Below are 17759 nucleotides of genomic sequence, written 5' to 3'. Positions count from 1 at the left end.
AGGAAGGAGACACGATGAGGCTCGACACCAGCGCCGAACTCGACGCCTTCCGGGCAGAGGTGCGCTCGTTCATCCGCGCCCACGCCCCCGGCAGGAAGACCCATGCGGGGGTGCGGGCGCCCGTCCCCGCACTCGTCCCCGAGCTGCGCCGGTGGATCGCCCGGCTCCATGACGCCGGCTATCTCGGCCGCTCGTGGCCGACGGAGTACGGCGGTCTCGCCGATCCACGCCCCGAACCCGCCTTCGTCGTCGCCGAGGAACTGGCACGGGCGCGGGCCTGGGGGCAGATCGGAGCCGGCGCCCTCGCCGCGGGCGCCCTGCTGGCCCACGGGACGGAGCGGCAGAAGGACCGCTTCCTGCCCCGGCTGCGGTCCGGCCAGGACCTGTGGTGCCAGCTCTTCAGCGAACCGGAGGCGGGCAGCGACCTGGCGGGGCTGCGGACCCGGGCCCGCCGGGACGGCGACCACTTCGTGGTCGACGGCCAGAAGGTGTGGACGACCAACGCCCAGTACGCCGACGTCGGATACCTGCTCGCGCGCACCGACCCCGGGGCGCCGAAGACCCGGGGCATCACCGCGTTCGCCCTCGACATGCGCGCCCCGGGAGTGGAGATCCGGCCGCTCAGGGAGATCACCGGCACCGCCGACTTCAACGAGGTGTTCCTGGACGGGGTGCGTATCCCGGCCGACCGGGTGATCGGTGAGGTCGACGGCGGATGGCGGGTCGCCGGTGCGAGCCTGGCCCAGGAGCGGGGTTCGGTGGCCGCGCGGAGCGCCGAACTGCTCGACGACCTCAGCGGCCTGCTGGCGCTGGCGGCCCGGCCCGGCCCGGAGGGGCTGCCGCCTCTGGGAGACGCGGCCGTACGCGATCGGCTGGGCAGACTGGCAACGCGTGTGTACGTCGCCGACCTGATGAGCAAGGCCGTGCAGTCCCGGATGGCGGCGGGAACCGACGAACCGACCGATCCGGCGATGGTCAAGGTCTTCTTCAGCGACACCAACCTCGACGCCGTCTCGCTCGGGGTCCAACTCCAGGGACTGGACGGCCTGCTGGCCGAGGGCGACGACCGTGCCGTGGACGGAGGTTACTGGCAGGACGCCCTCCTCTACGCCCGGGCCTACACCATCGCCGGGGGCGCCAACGAGGTGCTGCGCACGACCATCGCCGAGCGGGCCCTGGGCCTTCCCCGGGAGCCGCGCTCCTGACGTGGACCGACCGGGACGGTCACGTCGTACGCACGCGAGTCACAGCGAAGAGAGGCGGAAACCGTGCTGAGCGTTGCCGAGTTCGACACCTTGGCCGAGCAGGTCAGCAACTGGAAGCGGTGGGGCGCGGACGACGAGCGGGGGACGCTCAACTTCCTCACCCCCGAAGTGGTGAGGAAGGCGACGGCCTCGGTGGTGACGGGCGAGAGCTTCTCGCTCTCCATGTCGCTGTCGCTGGACGGCCCGCAGAACGGCACAGGAGTCCCGGGTCGTATCAATCCGGTCCGCACGATGCTCGCGATCAACACGTTGATGGGCGACTCCCCCGACTCGGTCGCCTACAGCGACGACATCGTGGTGACCCCCACGCAGGCGGCGACACACTGGGACGCGCTGTCGCACTGCAGTCACCGCGGTGTCATGTACAACGGCATCCCGGCGGACGCGATCGACGCCTCCGGCGCCACGCGGCTCGGCATCGAGGCGGCCGGCACCGTCGTGTCGCGCGGCATCCTGCTGGACGTGGCGCGGCACCAGGGCGTCGACGTCCTTCCGGGCCGGTTCCCGGTGACGCGCGCCGTCCTGGAGGCCGTCGAGGAGGCCCAGGGAGCACCGGTCGAGGAAGGTGACATCGTGCTGGTCCGGACCGGGCAGGCGACGCACTTCCTGCTGGCGGACGTCCCGAGCTATCGCCGGCCGGTGCCCGCACTCGACTACGACGCTCCCCTCTTCTTCCACGAGCGCCGCGCGGCGGCTGCCGCGATCGACAACATGCCCATGGAACTGCTGCCGTCCTACGTCGAGGACGTCATGCTGCCCGTGCACGTCCTGTGTCTGGTGATGATGGGCATGATCCAGGGTCAGAACTGGGTGCTCGAGGACCTCGCGGCGGCCTGCGCCCGGGACGGCCGCTACACCTTCCTGCTGAACGCGACGCCCGAGCGTTTCCTGCGCAGCACCGGCGGTCTGGTGAACCCCGTGGCCATCCGCTGACAGCCGCCCTTGCAGCCCGCCCGACGTGCGAACGCCGGGCGGCGATGCGGCCGGGGCCTGTCCGACGGGTCAAATGCTCGGTTCCCTCCCTCAAGCGCCCCGACCGTTGCGTTCCGCTGAGCGGACATCGGCCTCCCAGGATGTCTCGGCGACGAGCAGACTGCTTGCGGGTGCGGGCGGAGCACATGGTCAGGGACCTCGGTCAGGTCCCCGGCCAGGCGCAGCGTGTCAGCGTCCGTGTCAGGGCCGCTTCCCGAAAACCGCACCGTGCGCGCGGGCGCCCAGGCCGGCAGCGACATCGCCCGGACAAAGCCGACGCTGCCCATCCAGACTCAGCAGCCAGAGGACATCGCCCATGACGTCCCGTGGCTGCTGAGCGCTCAGGCGTCCTGCATCACAGGAATTCAGTTCCCCCTGGACGCGGGGTTCTGCGTCCGTTGGACGATCACTGCGAGGAGAGACGATGTCCGATGGCATGGTGGGAAAGGTCGCCTTCATCACGGGAGTCGCCCGGGGGCAGGGCAGAGCGCACGCAGTTCGGCTGGCGCGTGAGGGCTGCGACATCATCGGCGTGGACATCTGCGAAGACATCCCGACGATGACGTATCCGAATGCGTCGCAGGACGACCTGGCCGAGACGGTCCGGCTGGTCGAGGAGGAAAAGCGCCGGATCCTCGCGCGCACGTGCGACGTGCGCGATTTCGTGGCCCTGCAGTCCGCGTTCGACGAGGGGTACGCCGAGTTCGGCCGTGTGGACATCATCATCGCGAACGCCGGCATCATCCGGCTCGGCGAAGAGTCGGAGGACGTCCTCGCGGACTGGAACGATGTGATCGACGTCAACCTCACCGGCGTGTTCCACACGGTCCGGGTCGCGCTGCCGGCATTGCGGGCCGGCGGCCGCGGCGGTTCGATCGTGATCACCAGTTCGTCGGCGGGGCTGAAGGGCACGCCCTCGCTCAACACCAGCGGTATGGCCTACACGGCCGCGAAGCGCGGTCTTGTGGGATTGATGCAGAACCTCGCCGGGGCGCTCGCCCCTGAGTGGATCCGGGTCAACACCATCCACCCGACCGGGGTGCTCAGTGGCATGACCCAGAACGAGGCCATGGCGGAGCTCATGGCACAAGCAGCCACCGGCGACGACAACCTCATCTCGGGTATGCGGAACGCCCTGCCGATCGACATCCTGCAGCCCGAGGACGTCGCCGACGCCGTGGCCTACCTGGTGTCGGAACAGGCACGGTTCATCACCGGCATCCAGTGGCCGCTCGACGCCGGTTTCAGCATTCGCTGATACCTCCCCGCCCCGGGCTCCCCCTTCCCACACCACCGCGCACGGACCGGCCCGTGCGACCACCGGGACCTGCCCGCACCACCCGTTCCACGACCTTGAGGATTTCCCATGACGACCCCGGCCTACTCCGAAGCCTTTCCGGACTTCGCCCTCGCACGCACGAAGAGCGGCGTGCTGACGCTGCGGCTGCACAGCGACGGAGGGCCGGCCGCACTCAGCGCACGGCTCCACCGTGATTTCCCGCGCGTGCTCAGGGAGATCTCCGACGACCGGCAGAATCGGGTCCTGGTCCTCACGGGCACCGGGGACCGCTTCATGACCGACATGGACGCGAACGACGATCGCCAGGCCTTCAAACCCCTGAACTGGGACGACATCTACTGGGAAGGACGCCAGGTACTGCGGACGCTGGTCGACGTCCCGATGCCGATCATCGCTGCGATCAACGGGCCGGCCACCATCCACTCGGAGTGGGTCCTGCTGGGCGACATCACGATCGCCTCGGACAGCACCTACTTCCAGGACTTCCCGCACCTCGCGGGCGAGGTGGTGCCCGGTGACGGGGTCCACGTCGTCTGGGAGGAGATACTCGGGATCAACCGGGCGCGCTACGCGGCGCTGACCCAGCGGGCCATCCATGCCGAAGAAGCGCTGCGCCTCGGTATGATCAACGAGATCCTGCCGGCCGCCGAGGTCCTCCCCCGCGCCCTGCACCTGGCCGAAGAGCTGGCAGCCAAGCCGCCATTGCTGCTGCGCCTCACCCCGCTCGCCCTGCGCCAGCGCCTCGCCAGGCGCCTGGAAGAGGGCACGACGCTGGGCCTGGCACTGGAAGGCCTGACGCTGGCCGACAAGCCCTACCAGGACTGAGTACCTGACGGCTGCCACAAGAGAAGACCCGGGCACCCGCCACACCCCCGTCCCACCTCGCCCCGCTCGACCTCGTGCCGCGCTCCCTTCGCCGCAGGCGTGTCCACCCGTCCACGCCGGCAGGGCTTACGGGACGGCGGTGATCGTTGGGCACCCCGGCGGGTCCTGGATGCGATGGCCACCCGCAAGCCGGAGCGCGGAGCCGATGACACCAGCGGCTCCGCCGCACGTCGATGATTTCGCCGACCCGACTGTCCTGTTGCTCGGCGCCGTCGGCCGGATCCCCGGACAGCCGCCGCGCTGTGGGTTCTCGTCGAACCGGTCACACGACCCGTCGCACAGGCCCTAACGCCCCGTCCACCGGGGTTCCCTGCGCTCCACGAAGGCCCGTGCTCCTTCCTGCGCGTCCTGCGAGGCGAACACGGCGTCGGAGAACGGGGCCTGCCTGCGCCACACCTCGTCCTGCGGCCACCCGGGGGCGGCGCTCGCCACGGCCTTGGCGCACCGCACGGCCAAGGGCGCGTTCTCGGCGACACGTCCGGCGAGCTGTAGGGCCGCCTCCAGCGCCTGGCCCTCGGGCACGACGCGGTTGACCAGTCCCAGTCGCTCGGCCCGCTCGGCGTCGATCGGGTCGCCGGTGAGCAGCAGTTCCATCGCGACGGAGCGCGGCAGCCGCTGCGGCAGCCTGATCATTCCGCCGCCCCGTGCCACCAGACCGCGCCTGACCTCGGGCAGCCCGAAGCGCGCCCCCTGCGCTGCCACCACCAGGTCGCAGGCGAGGGCGAGTTCGCAGCCGCCGCCGAGCGCCCAGCCTTCGACCGCGGCGATGATCGGCTTCTCGGGGGGTGCCTCGACGAGCCCGCCGAAGCCACGACCCGGCAGCGCCGGACGCTCCCCGAGCGCGAACCGCTTCAGGTCCATGCCCGCGCAGAAGGTCCCGCCGGCACCGGTGAGGACGGCGACCGACAGATCAGGTGAGTCGTCCAGGCGGTCGACGGCCTCGGCGACGAGGTGGGCGGCCGCCAGGGTCATCGCGTTCTTCTGTGCCGGTCTGTTGACGGTGATGACGAGGACCCGGTCGTGTGCGTCCACCAGGACCTCGGGGGCGGCGCTCACCTCGGGCCCATGCGCAGGGCGCCGTCGAGGCGGACGGTCTCGCCGTTGAGGTAGGGGTTGCGCACCATGGCCAGTGCCAGGTCGGCGTAGTCCGCGGCGTGGCCGAGGCGCCTGGGGTGGGGGATGGTCTCGGCGATGCTCTGCCGGATGTCCTCGCGCAGCCTTGCCAGCATCGGGGTGTCGAAGGTCCCGGGCGCGATGGTGTTGACCCGGATCGCCCAGCTCGCGAGGTCGCGGGCCGCCACCAGGGTCATCGCGTGCACGCCGCCCTTGGCGGAGGCGTACGAGGTCTGGCCGATCTGTCCCTCGAAGGCCGCCGCCGACGCGGTCAGCACGATGGCACCGCGGTCGCCGTCCTCGACGGTGTTGCCGGCCATGGCGGCCGCGGCCAGCCGCAGGACGTTGTAGCTGCCGACGAGGTTGACCTCCAGCACCTGCCGGTAACTGTCCAGCGCGGCGGGCACGCCTGACTTGTCGAGGATGCGCAGCCGGTCCCCGCCGCGGCCCGCGCAGTGCACGACGGCTCGCAGGTTGCCGTTCTCCCGGGCCGCTTCGAGGGGCGCCCGCAGGCTGTCCTCGTCGGTGATGTCGGCGGGCACGAACCGGACTCCGCCGCCGATCGCGGCAGCCGTCCGGGCACCGGCCGAGCCGGGCAGGTCGGTGATGACCACTTTCGCTCCCGCCTCGGCGAACGCCGCCGCGGTCGCGGCTCCGAGGCCGGAGGCACCGCCGGTGACGAGTGCGGTGATGGCGTCCAGCTGCATGTGTCCTCCTGCATGCGTCGTCCAACAATCAGGCATGTCAAATAAAAGATTCGTCTGTTTCAGGAGCGCCCTCAACGCACCGATGCGGGGCGCCCATTGGCCTCACCTGGACAGTGCCGATAGAATCAAGTAACTAATTTAGCTTAAACGTCTGCCTCCCCGTAGAAGGGCGCCATGACGAAACAGGCCCGCTCGCATCCCGCCGGGCACACCTCGCCCCTGCTCTCGAACTGGCTTCGTCACGTGATGGGCATCGACCCGGACGCGACGGCACTGACCTTCGCGGAGTCGAGCCTTCCGTGGTCGTACCTCGCCGACGCCACCCGTGATCTGGACACTCTCCTGAGCAGCCACCCCTCCGCTCGACGGGTCGGCCTCGTCCTGCGCAACAGGCCGGCCCAACTGGCCGCACTGCTGGCGGTGATCGCCACCGGCCGACAGGTCGTCACCCTCAGCCCCCACGTGGGCGAGACGGGGCTCGGCGACGACATCCGCTCGCTGCGCCCGGACGTCGTCATCGCCGACGAGGAGGACTGGGCCCGGGCCGCCGTCCGGGACGCCGCCGAGGACATCGGCGCCGTCCCCCTGATCGCTCGCCAGGAGACGGGCCTGCGGCTCCGGCCGGACTCCTGGACACCCGCGCCGCCCACGCCTCCCGAGCTGCCCGGGCTTCCCGCGGACGACGTGGCCGTGGTGATGATGACCAGCGGCACGACCGGAAAGCCCAAGCGCGTCTCCCTGACCTATCCGCAGCTGACCGCCGCCTTCCAGGCCGCCGGCACCATGCTCGACGACAGCACCGGTCCGCGCCTGCGCCGGGGATGCGTCATCCTTTGGTCCTCGCTCGCCCACATCAGCGGGCTGTACTTCGCGATCGCCCATGCCGTCGACGGCCGGTCCGTCGCCCTGATGGAGCGGTTCCAGGTCGAGGAGTGGGCCCGGTTGGTACGCCGGCACCGGCCGCGCCAACTTCGCCTGCCGCCCACCGCGATCCGCATGGTGCTGCACGCGGAACTCCCCGCCGACACCTTCAGCAGTGTGCGGGCGATCGGCTCCGGCACGGCACCCCTGCCGCCCGAACTGGCCGAGGAGTTCGAGGCGCGATACGGCGTGCCGGTCCTCACCACCTACGGCGCCACCGAGTTCGCCGGCGCCATCGCGGGCTGGTCGCTCGCCGACCACCGCCGGTGGGCGGGGACGAAGCGCGGCAGCGTGGGCCGCGCGCACCGCGGCATCGAACTGCGTGTGGTCGACCGTACGACACAGGACGTGCAGACATCGGGCGGCATCGGACTCCTGGAGGTCCGCGGTCCCCAACTGCCCGTCGCCGACGGGAGATGGCTGCGCACGAACGACCTGGCCTCGCTGGATGAGGACGGCTTCCTCTTCATCCACGGCCGCGCGGACGACGCGATCAACCGGGGCGGCTTCAAGATTCCGCCGAGTGTGATCGAGGACGCGCTGCACCAGCATCCGGCCGTGAGTGACGCCACCGCCGTCGGGCTGCCGGACGAACGTCTGGGTGAAGTGCCGGTCGTGGCAGTCACGTTGTGCGGACAGGCCAGCAGGCAGGACCTGCTCGATCATCTGGCGAGACGACTGACGCGCTATCAGATGCCGGTGGATCTGCGGATTCTGGACCAGCTGCCGCGGACCCCCTCGCTCAAGGTCGACCGGCCCCGGCTCCAGGAACTCTTCACCGCCGACGGTAGCTAGGCCCGGTCCATCCGCTCGCCGGGCAGCCGCCCGCCCACGAAGCAAGGAGAGATGGTGACCACGTTGACGGACCGGCCGGACTACGGCCTCCTCACCGACGATGCCGTGGAGCGCTCACGCCGCCGCATCGGCGTCCCCCAGCGCCGCCTGCCACCGCACAACCTGGAGGTGAGCACCGACGGAATCCGTCACTTCGCGCTCGGTTACGGCGACGACAATCCTCTGTGGTGCGACCCCGCACACGGCCCGGCCACCCGGTGGAAGGGCACGATCGCACCGCCGAACTTCCTCTACACCATGGGCGAGAACGCCGTCGAACCGGACGACCGGGCCAAGGCGATCCTCAAGGGCGACCCGTTCGCCGGGCTCGGCGCCTACCAGGCGGTCATGGAGTTCGAGTACTACCGGCCGCTCCGCCTCGGCGACCGCTGTTCCTGCCTGCGGGCCCAGGTCGGCGTCCAGGTCAAGCCGAGCTCCTTCGGGGGCAGAGCCGCCCATGTCACCAACGACTTCCTGTTCGCCGACGGCGCGGGCCAGATAGTCGCCCTCCAGCGCGGCACCTGGATCCACACCGAACGGCACACCAGCAGGAACCGGGCCGACGGGAAGGAAGACCTGGAGTTTCCCCCCTACACCGCCGAGCAACTCGCCGAGATCGACGCCTCCTACGACGCCGAGGAGCGGCGCGGCGCGAACACCCGCTATTTCGAGGACGTCCACGTCGGCGACGAGCTCCAGCCCCGGGTCAAGGGGCCGCTCACCGTGACCGACGTGGTCGTCTGGCATGTGGGGTGGGGCATGCAGCTGACGCCGCCGGGGGCCTTCGCGGTCGCCCGGCGGGTGCGGCGCAAAGCCCCCGGCCTGTACCCGCCCAACGCCCGGAACATCCCGGACACCGTGCAGCGGCTGCACTGGGAGCCGGAACGCGCACGGGAGCTGGGCATCCCCATGAGCTACGACTACGGCGGCATGCGCGAGACCTGGCTGACGCACGCGCTCACGGACTGGATGGGCGACGACGGCTGGCTGTTCAGACTCCGCTGCGAGCACCGCAGGTTCAACTACGTCGGGGACACCACATGGGTGCGCGGAGTCGTGGTGGACAAGATGCGGACCGACGTCGGCAACGAGGTGCACATCGAGGTGGCCTGCCACAACCAGCGTGGGGAGGTCTCGACACCGGGACGGGCCGTCGTTCTGCTGCCGACCCGTCAGACCCCGGTGCGCCTGCCGGATCCGCCGGCGGACACCCTCGGCGACCTGCTGGACGCGGAGATCGCGCGATTCGCCGGCTGACAGGCGCGAGCGCAGGCGCGGGCGCGAGCGCAGGCGCGGGCGCGGGTCAGCGCAGCGTCCACTTGGGCTGGACGAAGGTCTCGCGCGAGACCTGCGGCTTGCCGAGGGGATTGCCGATCGTCGTGTAGTGCCAGCCGAGTGCCTGGGCCGCCTCGCGGTCCAGGCCGTGCGTCTCCCAGATCGCCCGGACGGTTCCCTGCACGGCCGCGGGCGGCTTGGCCGCGATGGTGCGCGCCAGTTCGTCGGCCCGGCCCCACAGTTCCGGGTAGGGCACCAGCTCGGACACCAGGCCGATCTCGCGTGCCCGCGCGGCCGACATCCGCTCGTCCAGCCCGAGCAGTGCCCAGCGCAGGGCCTCGCCCAAGGGGATGCGCCGGGCCAGCCCGATGGGCTCCAGGGCCGATGTCATGCCGTAACTCACATGCGGGTCGAAGAAGGTGGCGTCGTCCGCGCTGATCACGATGTCGCAGTCGTTGAGCCAGTAGAAGGCACCGCCGGCGACCATGCCGTGCACGGCGGCGACGACCGGCTTCCACACCCTGTTCTGTTTGGGGCTCAGCCCCCGCCCCGGGTCCTCCTGGCTCCAGACGTTCCCGGCGAGATGGATCCGGTCGTCGACGTCGGTGCCCGTGCAGAAGGCGCGTTCGCCGGCGGCCCGCAGGACCACCGCGTGGACGGTGTCCTCGGTGCGCACGCGCTCCCAGATGTCCCGGAACTCGTCGACCATGGTCTGGTTGAACGCGTTGAGCTTGTGCGGACGGTTGAGGGTGACCGTGGCGACGTGTTCGGTCACCTCGAACAGCACGGTCTCGTACGCGCGCCCACCGGCGCTGAACTCCTGGTCCGACATCATCGTTCCTCTCGCCCGCCGGGTTCGCGGCCTCGGGATCTTCCGGAAGCTGGCACCTCAGATAGCTCAATCATTACACTCAATGAGAGGCTAGCGATCCGTAATCGGTACGACCATGGAAGGGCCGGTCGATGGTGGACTTCGAACTCTCCGAGGAGCAGGCCGCGTTGCGCGAGGCGTCGCGGGATCTGCTCACCTCGTACTGCCCTCCGCATCTCGTCCGGTCGGTCCTGGATGCGGGACTGGACGTCGACGAGAAGCTGTGGAGCAGGGGCGCACGCATGGGCTGGACGGGCCTCGCGACCCCTGAAGCCCAAGGCGGCGCGGGGCAGGGGCTGGTGGAGCTCTGCCTGGTGGCCGAGGAACTGGGACGGGCCGCGGCACCGGGACCGTTCGTGGAGACGGCCCTGGCCTCCATGTCCGCCGCCTGGGGTCCCGACCCGAGCGACCTCGCCGCGCAGGCCGCGACGGAACTCGGCGAAGGGCGGCTGAAGGCGGGGTTCGTGCACCACGGTTCCCTCACCGCACGCCGGGAGGGGCAGGACCTCGTCCTGTCGGGCCGGGCCGCGGCCGTGCACGCCGCCGCCTGTACCGACTGGCTGCTGGTGACGGTAACCGGGGACGAACCGTACGTCCTCCTCGTCCAGACGTCCGCCGCCCGTACGGAGCGGCGCATCACCCTGGACCTGACGCGTTCCTGGTACGACGTCGTGTTCGACGACGTGACCGTGGCAGACGCACAGGTGCTGTCCGACCGCCCCGACGACGCGAACCGGTGGGTGGACGCGATGGCGATCCTCACCGCCGCGGACGCGCTGGGCGTGGGACAACGGCTGCTGGAGATGACGGTCGGCCACGTCACCGTGCGCGAGCAGTTCGGCCGTCCGCTGGGCAGCTTCCAGGCCGTCAAGCACAAGGCGGCCGACATGCTGATCACCCTGCGGGGCCTGCGGGCCGCCACCTACTACGCGGCCATGGCCTTCGACGCGGGCCGCGACGACACCACCATGGCGGCCGCCGTGGCCAAGGCCTTCGCCAGCGAACGCCTCCCCGATGTCGCCGGGGAGGCCCTGCAGTCCCACGGCGGCATCGGCTTCACCTGGGAACACGACCTGCACCTGTATCTGCGGCGGGCGACGGTCGACTCCCTGGTCCACGGCACCGCCGCCCACCATCACCAGCGGGTGCTCGCCCACCTGAAACGCTCGACGGTCACCCGGCAAGCCGCTTGAGCAGCTCCATGTCCTCGACCCGCCGATCGTGAGTGAGCGCGATCGGCGAGGCGTTCAGCCCCATGACCCCGCTGTCGCGGAAGGCCGCCACCCGCTCCGCGACCAGCCCGCGCGGTCCCACCAGGGCCACCGCGTCGACCAGTTCGCCGGGGACCGCGGCGGCGGCCTCGTCCTTGCGGCCGCTCTGGTACAGCTCCTCGATCACCGCCGCCGGCCCTTCGAAGCCGTACCGCGCGACGAGGGCGTTGTAGAAGTTCCGGCCCCGGGCTCCCATACCGCCGACGTACAGGGCGATGTATTCGCGGACCCGCTGCCGTCCGGCCGCGAGTTCCTCCGCGTCGTCGCTGACGAGGACCTTGACGTCGGCGACGACCCTGAGCGGCGGCAGCCCGGCCAGGCGCCGGGCGCGCCCGGCCTCCAGAGAGGGACCGAAGACCTCCTTGGCAGCCTCCGGAACGTACAACGTGGGCTGCCACCCCTCGCACAGCTCCGCCGCCAGTTCCACGCTCTTCGGTCCCAGCGCCGCCAGGACGATCGGGATGTCCGGCCGGACGGGATGGTTGATGAGTTTCAGGGCGCGGCCACCCCGGCCCGTACCCCCGCGCTCGGCGGTCAGCGGCAGCTGGAAGACTCGGCCCTCGTGCCGCAGGGGCTCGCGCCGCCAGACGGTACGGCAGATCTCGATCACCTCGCGGATCCGGGGCAGCGGGGATGTGTGGGGCAGCCCGTGGAACCCCTCGACCACCTGGGGGCCGGAGGCGCCGATGCCCAGTTCGAACCGTCCTTCCGACACGAAGTCGAGTCCGGCCGCGGTCATCGCGAGCAGCGCGGGGGTGCGTGAGTACACGTTGAGGATGCTGGTCGCGAGGCGCATCCGCTCGGTGCGGGCGGCGAGGTGGCCGAGCTGGCTCACCGAGTCGAAGGTGTACGCCTCGGGCAGCAGCACCGAGTCGACTCCGGCCGCCTCGAAGTCGCCCAGCCGCCGGGCGGCTTCGGCGAAGCCACCCGAGTAACTCATCAGCAGTCCCACGTCCATGAGAAGCCTCTCTTGTTCCGCCGGGGCCGGGGCCAGGACCAGCGCCGGATCACGGCGGCACGGGTTACGGGGCGATCAGGCACGGGGTCGGGGCGGTCCGCACGGGGTGCAGGGGGCGGTCAGGCACGGGCCTCCTCGGCGGACTGCTCGGTGGCCCCCGCCCCCCGCAGCCGGTCGCGCAGCTCGAACTTGCGGACCTTCCCCGACGGGGCCCGCGGGAGATCGGCGACGACCACGATGCGCTCGGGCGCCTTCTGCGGTGCCACCCGATGCCGGGCGAACAGCTCGCGCACCTCCTCGACGTCGAGTGTGCCGCTGTCGAGGACCACGAAGGCGGCCACCCGCTCGCCGTACCGCGGGTCGGGTTCCGCGACCACGGCGGCGTGCCGGACCCGCGGATGGGTGGTGAGGATGTCCTCGACCTCCTTGGAGGCGATGTTCTCCCCGCCTCGGATGATGATGTCCTTGATGCGGTCGGTGATGGTCAGGTGGCCGTCCTCGTCGAGCCGTCCCACGTCCCCGGTGCGGAACCAGCCGCCGGGCAGGAACGCCGCTGCGTCGTACGCGCGGTTGCGGTAGCCGACGAACTGGCTGGGACCGCGGGTCACGACCTCACCCGCCTCCCCCACCGGCAGCGGACGCAGTGTGTCGTCGACGATCCGCACCTCGTCGCCGAAGCGCACGAGGCCGTCCGTCATGGACCGATGGCGCGCCGAGGCGTCCAGCGGTGAGGTCGCACACCGCGGGTGCTCGGTGCTGCCGTAGGCGCGGGCCACCACGATGCCCGCGTCGTCGGCCCTGGCGACCAGCGCGGGCGGGACGTTGGCGGCACCGATCTGGACGAACCGCAGGCTGGAGATGTCCCGGCCGTGCTCCTCGGCCGCCCTCAGCAGCGCCTCCACGTGCAGGGGTGTGCCGCTGGTGATGGTGCACCGGAACTCCTCGACGAGTTCGACGGCCCGGCGTTCGTTCCAGCGGTCCATGTGCAACGTGTCGGTGCCCCCGACGATCCCGCTGCACGCGGCCAGCAGTCCCGCGACATGGCCGGAGGGCCAGGGGATGAGGCGGGTGTCGTCCGGCCCGGCCTCGTTCATCAGGTCGCCCTTGCGCAGCTCGTGCAGCAGGGTGTTGTGGGTGTGCTGCACGCCCTTGGGCGTACCGGTCGTCCCCGAGGTGTAGATCACCGCGCACACGTCGTCGGCGGCCACGTCGGCGGCGACGACATCCACAGGCACCGACGCCTCCTCCGACGCGGCGAGCAGGGTGCCCCAGGAGACCGCGTCCGGTGCCACCCGGTCGCCGATCATGACGACGTGTTCGAGGGTGGGCCCCGCGTCCAGGCGGCCCAGGCGGTCGACGAAGTCGATGGAGCGCCACGCGTCGGGCAGGACGAGCACCTTCGCCCGGGCGTCGCGCAGGATGACACCGACCTCGGCGGAGTCGTAGATGTGGGTGATGGGCAGGACGACCGCGCCGGCCAGCCAGGTGCCGAAGTACGACACCACCAGCTCCAGCCGGTTGGGGACCTGTACGGCGACCACGTCGCCGGGCCGCACCCCGAGCCGGCGCAGCCCGGCCGCCGCGCGCCTGCCCAGCGCGAGCACGTCCGCCAGGGTGACCGTGGTCGTCTCCGTCTCCGAGGCGAACACGAACCGCGTCCCGGGCACCCGGCGGCCGGCGTCCTCCAGGGCATCGGCCATGGTGCGCGAGGAGTAATGACCCTCCCGGTACCAGCGCTCCCGCAGCGCGGCCACATCCTGCCGCCGCTGCTCGGGTGTCACGCTCACTGCCGTCTCCTCCGGTGTGCGCGTTGCGGTCATGTCAGTCGGCCAGTTCGAAGACGGTGGCGTTGGCGGTGCCGCCGCCCTCGCACATGGTCTGGAGGCCGAACCGGATGCCGTGGCGGCGCATGTGGTGCAGCAGCCGGGTGGCGAGGACGGCACCGGACGCACCGAGCGGATGTCCTACGGCGATGGCCCCGCCGAGCGGGTTGACCCGGTCGGGATCGGCTTTCACCTCGCTCTGCCAGGCGAGCGGTACCGGCGCGAAGGCCTCGTTGACCTCGAAGGCACCGATGTCCCCGATCGACAGGCCGGCCCGCTGCAGCACCTTGTGGGTGGCGGGGATGGGCGCCGTCAGCATCATCACGGGGTCGTCCCCGACGACCGCGCCCGCGCGGATCGTCGCCAGCGCGCGCAGTCCGTGACGGCGGGCCAGCTCGGCCGTCGTGATGAGCAGCGCGGCGGCCCCGTCGGAGATCTGGGAGGCGTTGCCCGCGTGGATGACCCCGTCCTCCTGGAACGACGGCTTGAGCCTCGCCAGGGTTTGGGGGGACGTGCCCCGGCGCAGCCCCTCGTCCTGCTGCAACTCCGGTGCCGCGGGGACGGTGACCAGCTGCCCGTCGAAGACCTCCGCGTCGATGGCGGCGGCGGCCAGTGCGTGCGAACGCGAGGCGTACTCGTCGAGCCGGTGCCGGTCGAGTCCCCACTTGCGGGCGATCATCTCGGCCCCGGTGCCCTGTTCCAGACGGTCCGTCCGGTAGCGGTCCAGCACGGTCCGCCCGTAGGGCAGGCCGGTCTGCCGGGCGGCTCCGAGCGGGACGCGCGACATGGACTCGACGCCTCCCGCGATCACCCAGTCGTAGGCGCCCGCGACAACGGCGTGCACCGCCGATTCGACGGCCTGCTGGCTGGAGCCGCAGGCCCGGTTGAAGGTGACGCCCGGAATGCTCTCGGGCCAGCCGGCCGCGAGGGTGGTGAACCGGGCGATGTTGCTGGACTGGTCGCCCAGCTGGGTGACGCACCCCCACATCACGTCGTCGATGTACTCCGGCGGAACCTCGTTGCGCTCCACGAGCGCGCGCAGGACCACCGCCGAGAGGTCGACGGGATGCACCTCGCGGAGCGCCCCGTTGCGCTTCCCGATGGGAGTGCGCACCGCGTCCACGATCACTGCCTGACGTGCCGTCATCTCTCCTCGCTCCCACATCGCAGGTTCCGCGTGTCGACCCGGCCGGGTGCGCCGGGCCCGTCAGCGCGCCGGGGCCGGGTCACCCCCGGACTCGTCCGCCCGCCACCGTGCGAGCGTGTCCTCCACCGACGACGCCGACGACGCCGACGACGACGCACCCGCGAACCGCCGGCCGCCCAGCGTCGGCCGCCATCCCGTCCGGCCGTCCGGCGCGGGCACCAGCGCGTGTCTGGCGCGCAGGTGCGGATGTCCGGCGGCCTCCGCCAGATTCAGCACGGGGCTCAGGCAGGCGTCCGTCTTCTCGGCCGCCGCCGCCCATTCGTCCCGGGTGCGCAGCCGTACGGCCCGCGCGATCTCCCGGCGCAGCTCGGGCCAGTTGCCCGGGTCCTCGCGAATGTCGGTCCAGGCGGGATCGAGGCCGAGCAGCTCCACGAGTGCCGCGAAGAACGGCGCCTCCAGGGCACCGATCGCGACGTGCCCGCCGTCGGCGCACGGGTAGACGTCGTAGTAAGGCGCCCCGGTGTCCAGCCTGTTGGTACCGGCGACGTCCGACCATGTGCCCCTGGACCGGTACTCGTGCAGCATGGTCGTGAGGTAGGTCGTGCCGTCGACGATGGCCACGTCGAGCACCTGCCCCGATCCCGTACGGCCGCGCTCGTGCAGGGCCGCCAGGACGGACATCACCAGATACATGCCGCCCGCGCCGAAGTCTCCCAGCAGGTTGGCGGTCGGGACGGGTACCTCGCCGTGCCGGGCGGCATGGTGCAACGCACCTGTGATCGCTATGTAGTTGATGTCGTGGCCCGCCGTCGGTGCCAGCGGGCCGTGCTGTCCCCAGCCGGTCATGCGCGCATAGACCAGCCGCGGGTTGGCTTTTCGCACTTCTTCCGGCCCCAGTCCCAGCCGCTCCATGACGCCGGGGCGGAAGCCCTCGATCAGGACGTCGCACCGCTCGGCGAGCCGCAGCGCCTCCTGGCGGCCCTCGGCCGACTTGACGTCGAGTTCGACGACGGGCCGGTTCTCCGCCAGCGCGGGCCTGGCGGTGCGCGGCCTGGTGACGGCCAGTACATCGGCCCCCAGATCGGCGAGCAGCATGCCCGCGAACGGTCCGGGCCCCAGGCCCAGGAACTCCAGGACCCGCAGATCACCGAGGGGTGGAACCGCTGACATCGGTCCTCCTATGATGACTCCCGCGCCATAGGGTATATCAGTTAACGATTTTAGATAATGACCTGGGAGCGGACGATGCCGTACAGCTTCTACGAGGACGACCACACCGCGTTCCGCCGGACCGTACGCAGCCTGGTCGAGCGCTCGGTGACGCCGCATCTGGAGGAGTGGGAGGAGGCGCGCCTCATCGACCGCTCCGTCTGGAAGGCGGCGGCCGCCGCGGGTGTGCTGGGACTGCGCATACCCGAGCGGTTCGGCGGTGCGGGTGCCGACGACTACCGTTTCCGCTGCGTGATCCAGGAGGAGCTGGCCGAGGTCGGGGCGGCCGCCCTGGCGTCCGGCTTCTCGATCAACGAGGACATCGTCGCCTCGTACCTGGTCAGGTTCGGGACCGACGAGCAGCGGGAGAGGTGGCTGCCCGGCATGGCGGCGGGCGAGGCGGTCGCCTCCATCGCCATGACCGAGCCGGGCGGCGGCAGCGATCTGCGCGGGATACGCAGCACCGCGCGACGCGAGGGGACGGACTGGATCCTCAACGGTGCCAAGACGTTCATCACCAGCGGTTCCAGCTCCGACCTGGTGATCGTGGCCGCCCGCACCGGGGAGGCGGCCGGCCGCTCCCGGCTCTCCCTGTTCCTCGTACCGTCCGCGGCGCAGGGATTCCAACGGGGGCGCAAGCTGAAGAAGTTGGGCCTGCACGCCCAGGACACCGCCGAGCTGTACTTCGACGACCTGCGGCTGCCCCCGGAGGCCCTGCTGGGCGAGGAGGGAGCGGGCTTCGGCCGGCTCACCGCCCAACTCCCTCTGGAGCGGCTCTCGATCGCCTGGCGGGCGATGGTGGCGGCGGAGGCGGCCGTGCGCTGGACGGTGGCGTACACGCGGGAGCGCCAGGTGTTCGGGCGGCGGCTCGTCGACTTCCAGAACACCCGGTTCCGGCTGGCCGAGCTGACCACCGAGGTCGAGGTGACCCGCGGCTATCTGGAGCGCCGCATCCTCGACCTCAACGAGGGGACACCCGACGCCGTGACCGGGGCCAAGGCCAAGTGGTGGGCCACGGAACTCCAGAACCGGGTGGTCGCCGCCTGCCTCCAACTGCACGGCGGTTACGGCTACATGGACGAGTACCGGATCTCACGGGCGTACGCCGACGCACGGGTGCAGACACTCGTCGGCGGCACGACCGAGATCATGAAGGAGATCATCGGCCGTGACCTGGCCGGACCGAAGCCCGGCGGGGACGCCTGAGC

General features: G+C 71.1%; 15 protein-coding genes. 8 read left to right on the top strand and 7 right to left on the bottom strand.

The features are described from left to right. Positions 1–14 precede the first annotated feature (14 nt). From ABT137_RS03030 to ABT137_RS03015, 4 genes are all read left to right on the top strand, one after another. Positions 15–1205, top strand: a complete 1191-nt coding sequence (locus ABT137_RS03030; RefSeq protein WP_351701478.1) for an acyl-CoA dehydrogenase family protein — start codon at positions 15–17, stop codon at positions 1203–1205. A gap of 63 nt (positions 1206–1268) precedes the next feature. Then, the gene (locus tag ABT137_RS03025; protein WP_502984465.1) at positions 1269–2198 is read left to right on the top strand and encodes a cyclase family protein; all 930 of its coding nucleotides are present in this window, start codon (positions 1269–1271) and stop codon (positions 2196–2198) included. Between the two features lie 463 nt (positions 2199–2661). Further along, positions 2662–3495 (top strand): mycofactocin-coupled SDR family oxidoreductase, encoded by an 834-nt coding sequence (locus ABT137_RS03020; protein ID WP_351701475.1) that lies wholly within the window; start codon positions 2662–2664, stop codon positions 3493–3495. 108 nt (positions 3496–3603) lie between these two features. Next, the gene (locus tag ABT137_RS03015; RefSeq protein WP_351701472.1) at positions 3604–4362 is read left to right on the top strand and encodes an enoyl-CoA hydratase/isomerase family protein; all 759 of its coding nucleotides are present in this window, start codon (positions 3604–3606) and stop codon (positions 4360–4362) included. A gap of 345 nt (positions 4363–4707) precedes the next feature. Here the strand turns inward: ABT137_RS03015 and ABT137_RS03010 are convergent, their stop codons facing one another. Beyond that, a complete protein-coding gene (locus tag ABT137_RS03010; RefSeq protein ID WP_351701469.1) occupies positions 4708–5478 on the bottom strand; it encodes a crotonase/enoyl-CoA hydratase family protein in 771 nt (256 codons plus the stop codon). After that, positions 5475–6242: an SDR family NAD(P)-dependent oxidoreductase gene (locus ABT137_RS03005; protein WP_351701466.1), complete on the bottom strand. Its 768-nt coding sequence runs from the start codon at positions 6240–6242 to the stop codon at positions 5475–5477. The genes ABT137_RS03010 and ABT137_RS03005 overlap by 4 nt, the downstream gene beginning before the upstream one ends. A gap of 174 nt (positions 6243–6416) precedes the next feature. Between ABT137_RS03005 and ABT137_RS03000 the strand changes: the two genes are divergently transcribed. Together ABT137_RS03000 and ABT137_RS02995 are read left to right on the top strand one after the other, a co-directional pair. Continuing rightward, the gene (locus ABT137_RS03000; protein WP_351701463.1) at positions 6417–7958 is read left to right on the top strand and encodes a class I adenylate-forming enzyme family protein; all 1542 of its coding nucleotides are present in this window, start codon (positions 6417–6419) and stop codon (positions 7956–7958) included. Between the two features lie 51 nt (positions 7959–8009). After that, positions 8010–9254: an FAS1-like dehydratase domain-containing protein gene (locus tag ABT137_RS02995; protein WP_502984464.1), complete on the top strand. Its 1245-nt coding sequence runs from the start codon at positions 8010–8012 to the stop codon at positions 9252–9254. Between the two features lie 46 nt (positions 9255–9300). Here ABT137_RS02995 and ABT137_RS02990 read toward each other — a convergent pair whose 3' ends face one another. Further along, positions 9301–10104: an enoyl-CoA hydratase/isomerase family protein gene (locus ABT137_RS02990; protein ID WP_351701458.1), complete on the bottom strand. Its 804-nt coding sequence runs from the start codon at positions 10102–10104 to the stop codon at positions 9301–9303. Positions 10105–10235: 131 nt separating this feature from the next. Here ABT137_RS02990 and ABT137_RS02985 point away from each other — a divergent pair, with 131 nt between their 5' ends. Further along, complete coding sequence (locus ABT137_RS02985) at positions 10236–11336, top strand: acyl-CoA dehydrogenase family protein (protein WP_351701455.1); 1101 nt, start codon at positions 10236–10238, stop codon at positions 11334–11336. Here ABT137_RS02985 and ABT137_RS02980 read toward each other — a convergent pair. The 4 genes from ABT137_RS02980 to ABT137_RS02965 all read right to left on the bottom strand — a co-directional run bounded on the left by ABT137_RS02980 (position 11317) and on the right by ABT137_RS02965 (position 16512). Next, positions 11317–12372: an LLM class F420-dependent oxidoreductase gene (locus tag ABT137_RS02980; protein WP_351701452.1), complete on the bottom strand. Its 1056-nt coding sequence runs from the start codon at positions 12370–12372 to the stop codon at positions 11317–11319. The genes ABT137_RS02985 and ABT137_RS02980 overlap by 20 nt on opposite strands. Positions 12373–12491: 119 nt before the next feature. Next, the gene (locus tag ABT137_RS02975) at positions 12492–14159 is read right to left on the bottom strand and encodes an AMP-binding protein (RefSeq protein WP_351701449.1); all 1668 of its coding nucleotides are present in this window, start codon (positions 14157–14159) and stop codon (positions 12492–12494) included. A 34-nt stretch (positions 14160–14193) separates the two neighbouring features. Beyond that, positions 14194–15342, bottom strand: coding sequence for a thiolase family protein (locus ABT137_RS02970; RefSeq protein ID WP_351701446.1), 1149 nt, complete (start codon positions 15340–15342; stop codon positions 14194–14196). A 60-nt stretch (positions 15343–15402) separates the two neighbouring features. After that, the gene (locus tag ABT137_RS02965; RefSeq protein WP_351701444.1) at positions 15403–16512 is read right to left on the bottom strand and encodes a CaiB/BaiF CoA transferase family protein; all 1110 of its coding nucleotides are present in this window, start codon (positions 16510–16512) and stop codon (positions 15403–15405) included. A 75-nt stretch (positions 16513–16587) separates the two neighbouring features. Here ABT137_RS02965 and ABT137_RS02960 point away from each other — a divergent pair, with 75 nt between their 5' ends. Then, entirely contained in the window at positions 16588–17757 is a 1170-nt protein-coding gene (locus ABT137_RS02960) for an acyl-CoA dehydrogenase family protein (RefSeq protein WP_502984470.1), read from the top strand. The last annotated feature ends 2 nt before the right edge of the window (positions 17758–17759 follow it).

Origin of the sequence: Streptomyces sp. NPDC001980 (assembly GCF_040296885.1) — a bacterium.
Lineage (GTDB): Bacteria > Actinomycetota > Actinomycetes > Streptomycetales > Streptomycetaceae > Streptomyces.
The sequence above is the reverse complement of the archived record's forward strand: the minus strand, read 5'-3'. Positions and strand labels throughout refer to the sequence as shown.

What these genes read in the sequence shown, in the direction of transcription:
- ABT137_RS02965 (WP_351701444.1), bottom strand. Translation starts at nt 16,512, where the DNA reads ATGTCAGCGGTTCCACCCCTCGGTGATCTGCGGGTCCTGGAGTTCCTG.
- ABT137_RS02995 (WP_502984464.1), top strand. Translation starts at nt 8,010, where the DNA reads ATGGTGACCACGTTGACGGACCGGCCGGACTACGGCCTCCTCACCGAC.
- ABT137_RS02990 (WP_351701458.1), bottom strand. Translation starts at nt 10,104, where the DNA reads ATGTCGGACCAGGAGTTCAGCGCCGGTGGGCGCGCGTACGAGACCGTG.
- ABT137_RS03030 (WP_351701478.1), top strand. Translation starts at nt 15, where the DNA reads ATGAGGCTCGACACCAGCGCCGAACTCGACGCCTTCCGGGCAGAGGTG.
- ABT137_RS03000 (WP_351701463.1), top strand. Translation starts at nt 6,417, where the DNA reads ATGACGAAACAGGCCCGCTCGCATCCCGCCGGGCACACCTCGCCCCTG.
- ABT137_RS03015 (WP_351701472.1), top strand. Translation starts at nt 3,604, where the DNA reads ATGACGACCCCGGCCTACTCCGAAGCCTTTCCGGACTTCGCCCTCGCA.
- ABT137_RS02980 (WP_351701452.1), bottom strand. Translation starts at nt 12,372, where the DNA reads ATGGACGTGGGACTGCTGATGAGTTACTCGGGTGGCTTCGCCGAAGCC.
- ABT137_RS02960 (WP_502984470.1), top strand. Translation starts at nt 16,588, where the DNA reads ATGCCGTACAGCTTCTACGAGGACGACCACACCGCGTTCCGCCGGACC.
- ABT137_RS03005 (WP_351701466.1), bottom strand. Translation starts at nt 6,242, where the DNA reads ATGCAGCTGGACGCCATCACCGCACTCGTCACCGGCGGTGCCTCCGGC.
- ABT137_RS03020 (WP_351701475.1), top strand. Translation starts at nt 2,662, where the DNA reads ATGTCCGATGGCATGGTGGGAAAGGTCGCCTTCATCACGGGAGTCGCC.
- ABT137_RS02970 (WP_351701446.1), bottom strand. Translation starts at nt 15,342, where the DNA reads ATGACGGCACGTCAGGCAGTGATCGTGGACGCGGTGCGCACTCCCATC.
- ABT137_RS02985 (WP_351701455.1), top strand. Translation starts at nt 10,236, where the DNA reads ATGGTGGACTTCGAACTCTCCGAGGAGCAGGCCGCGTTGCGCGAGGCG.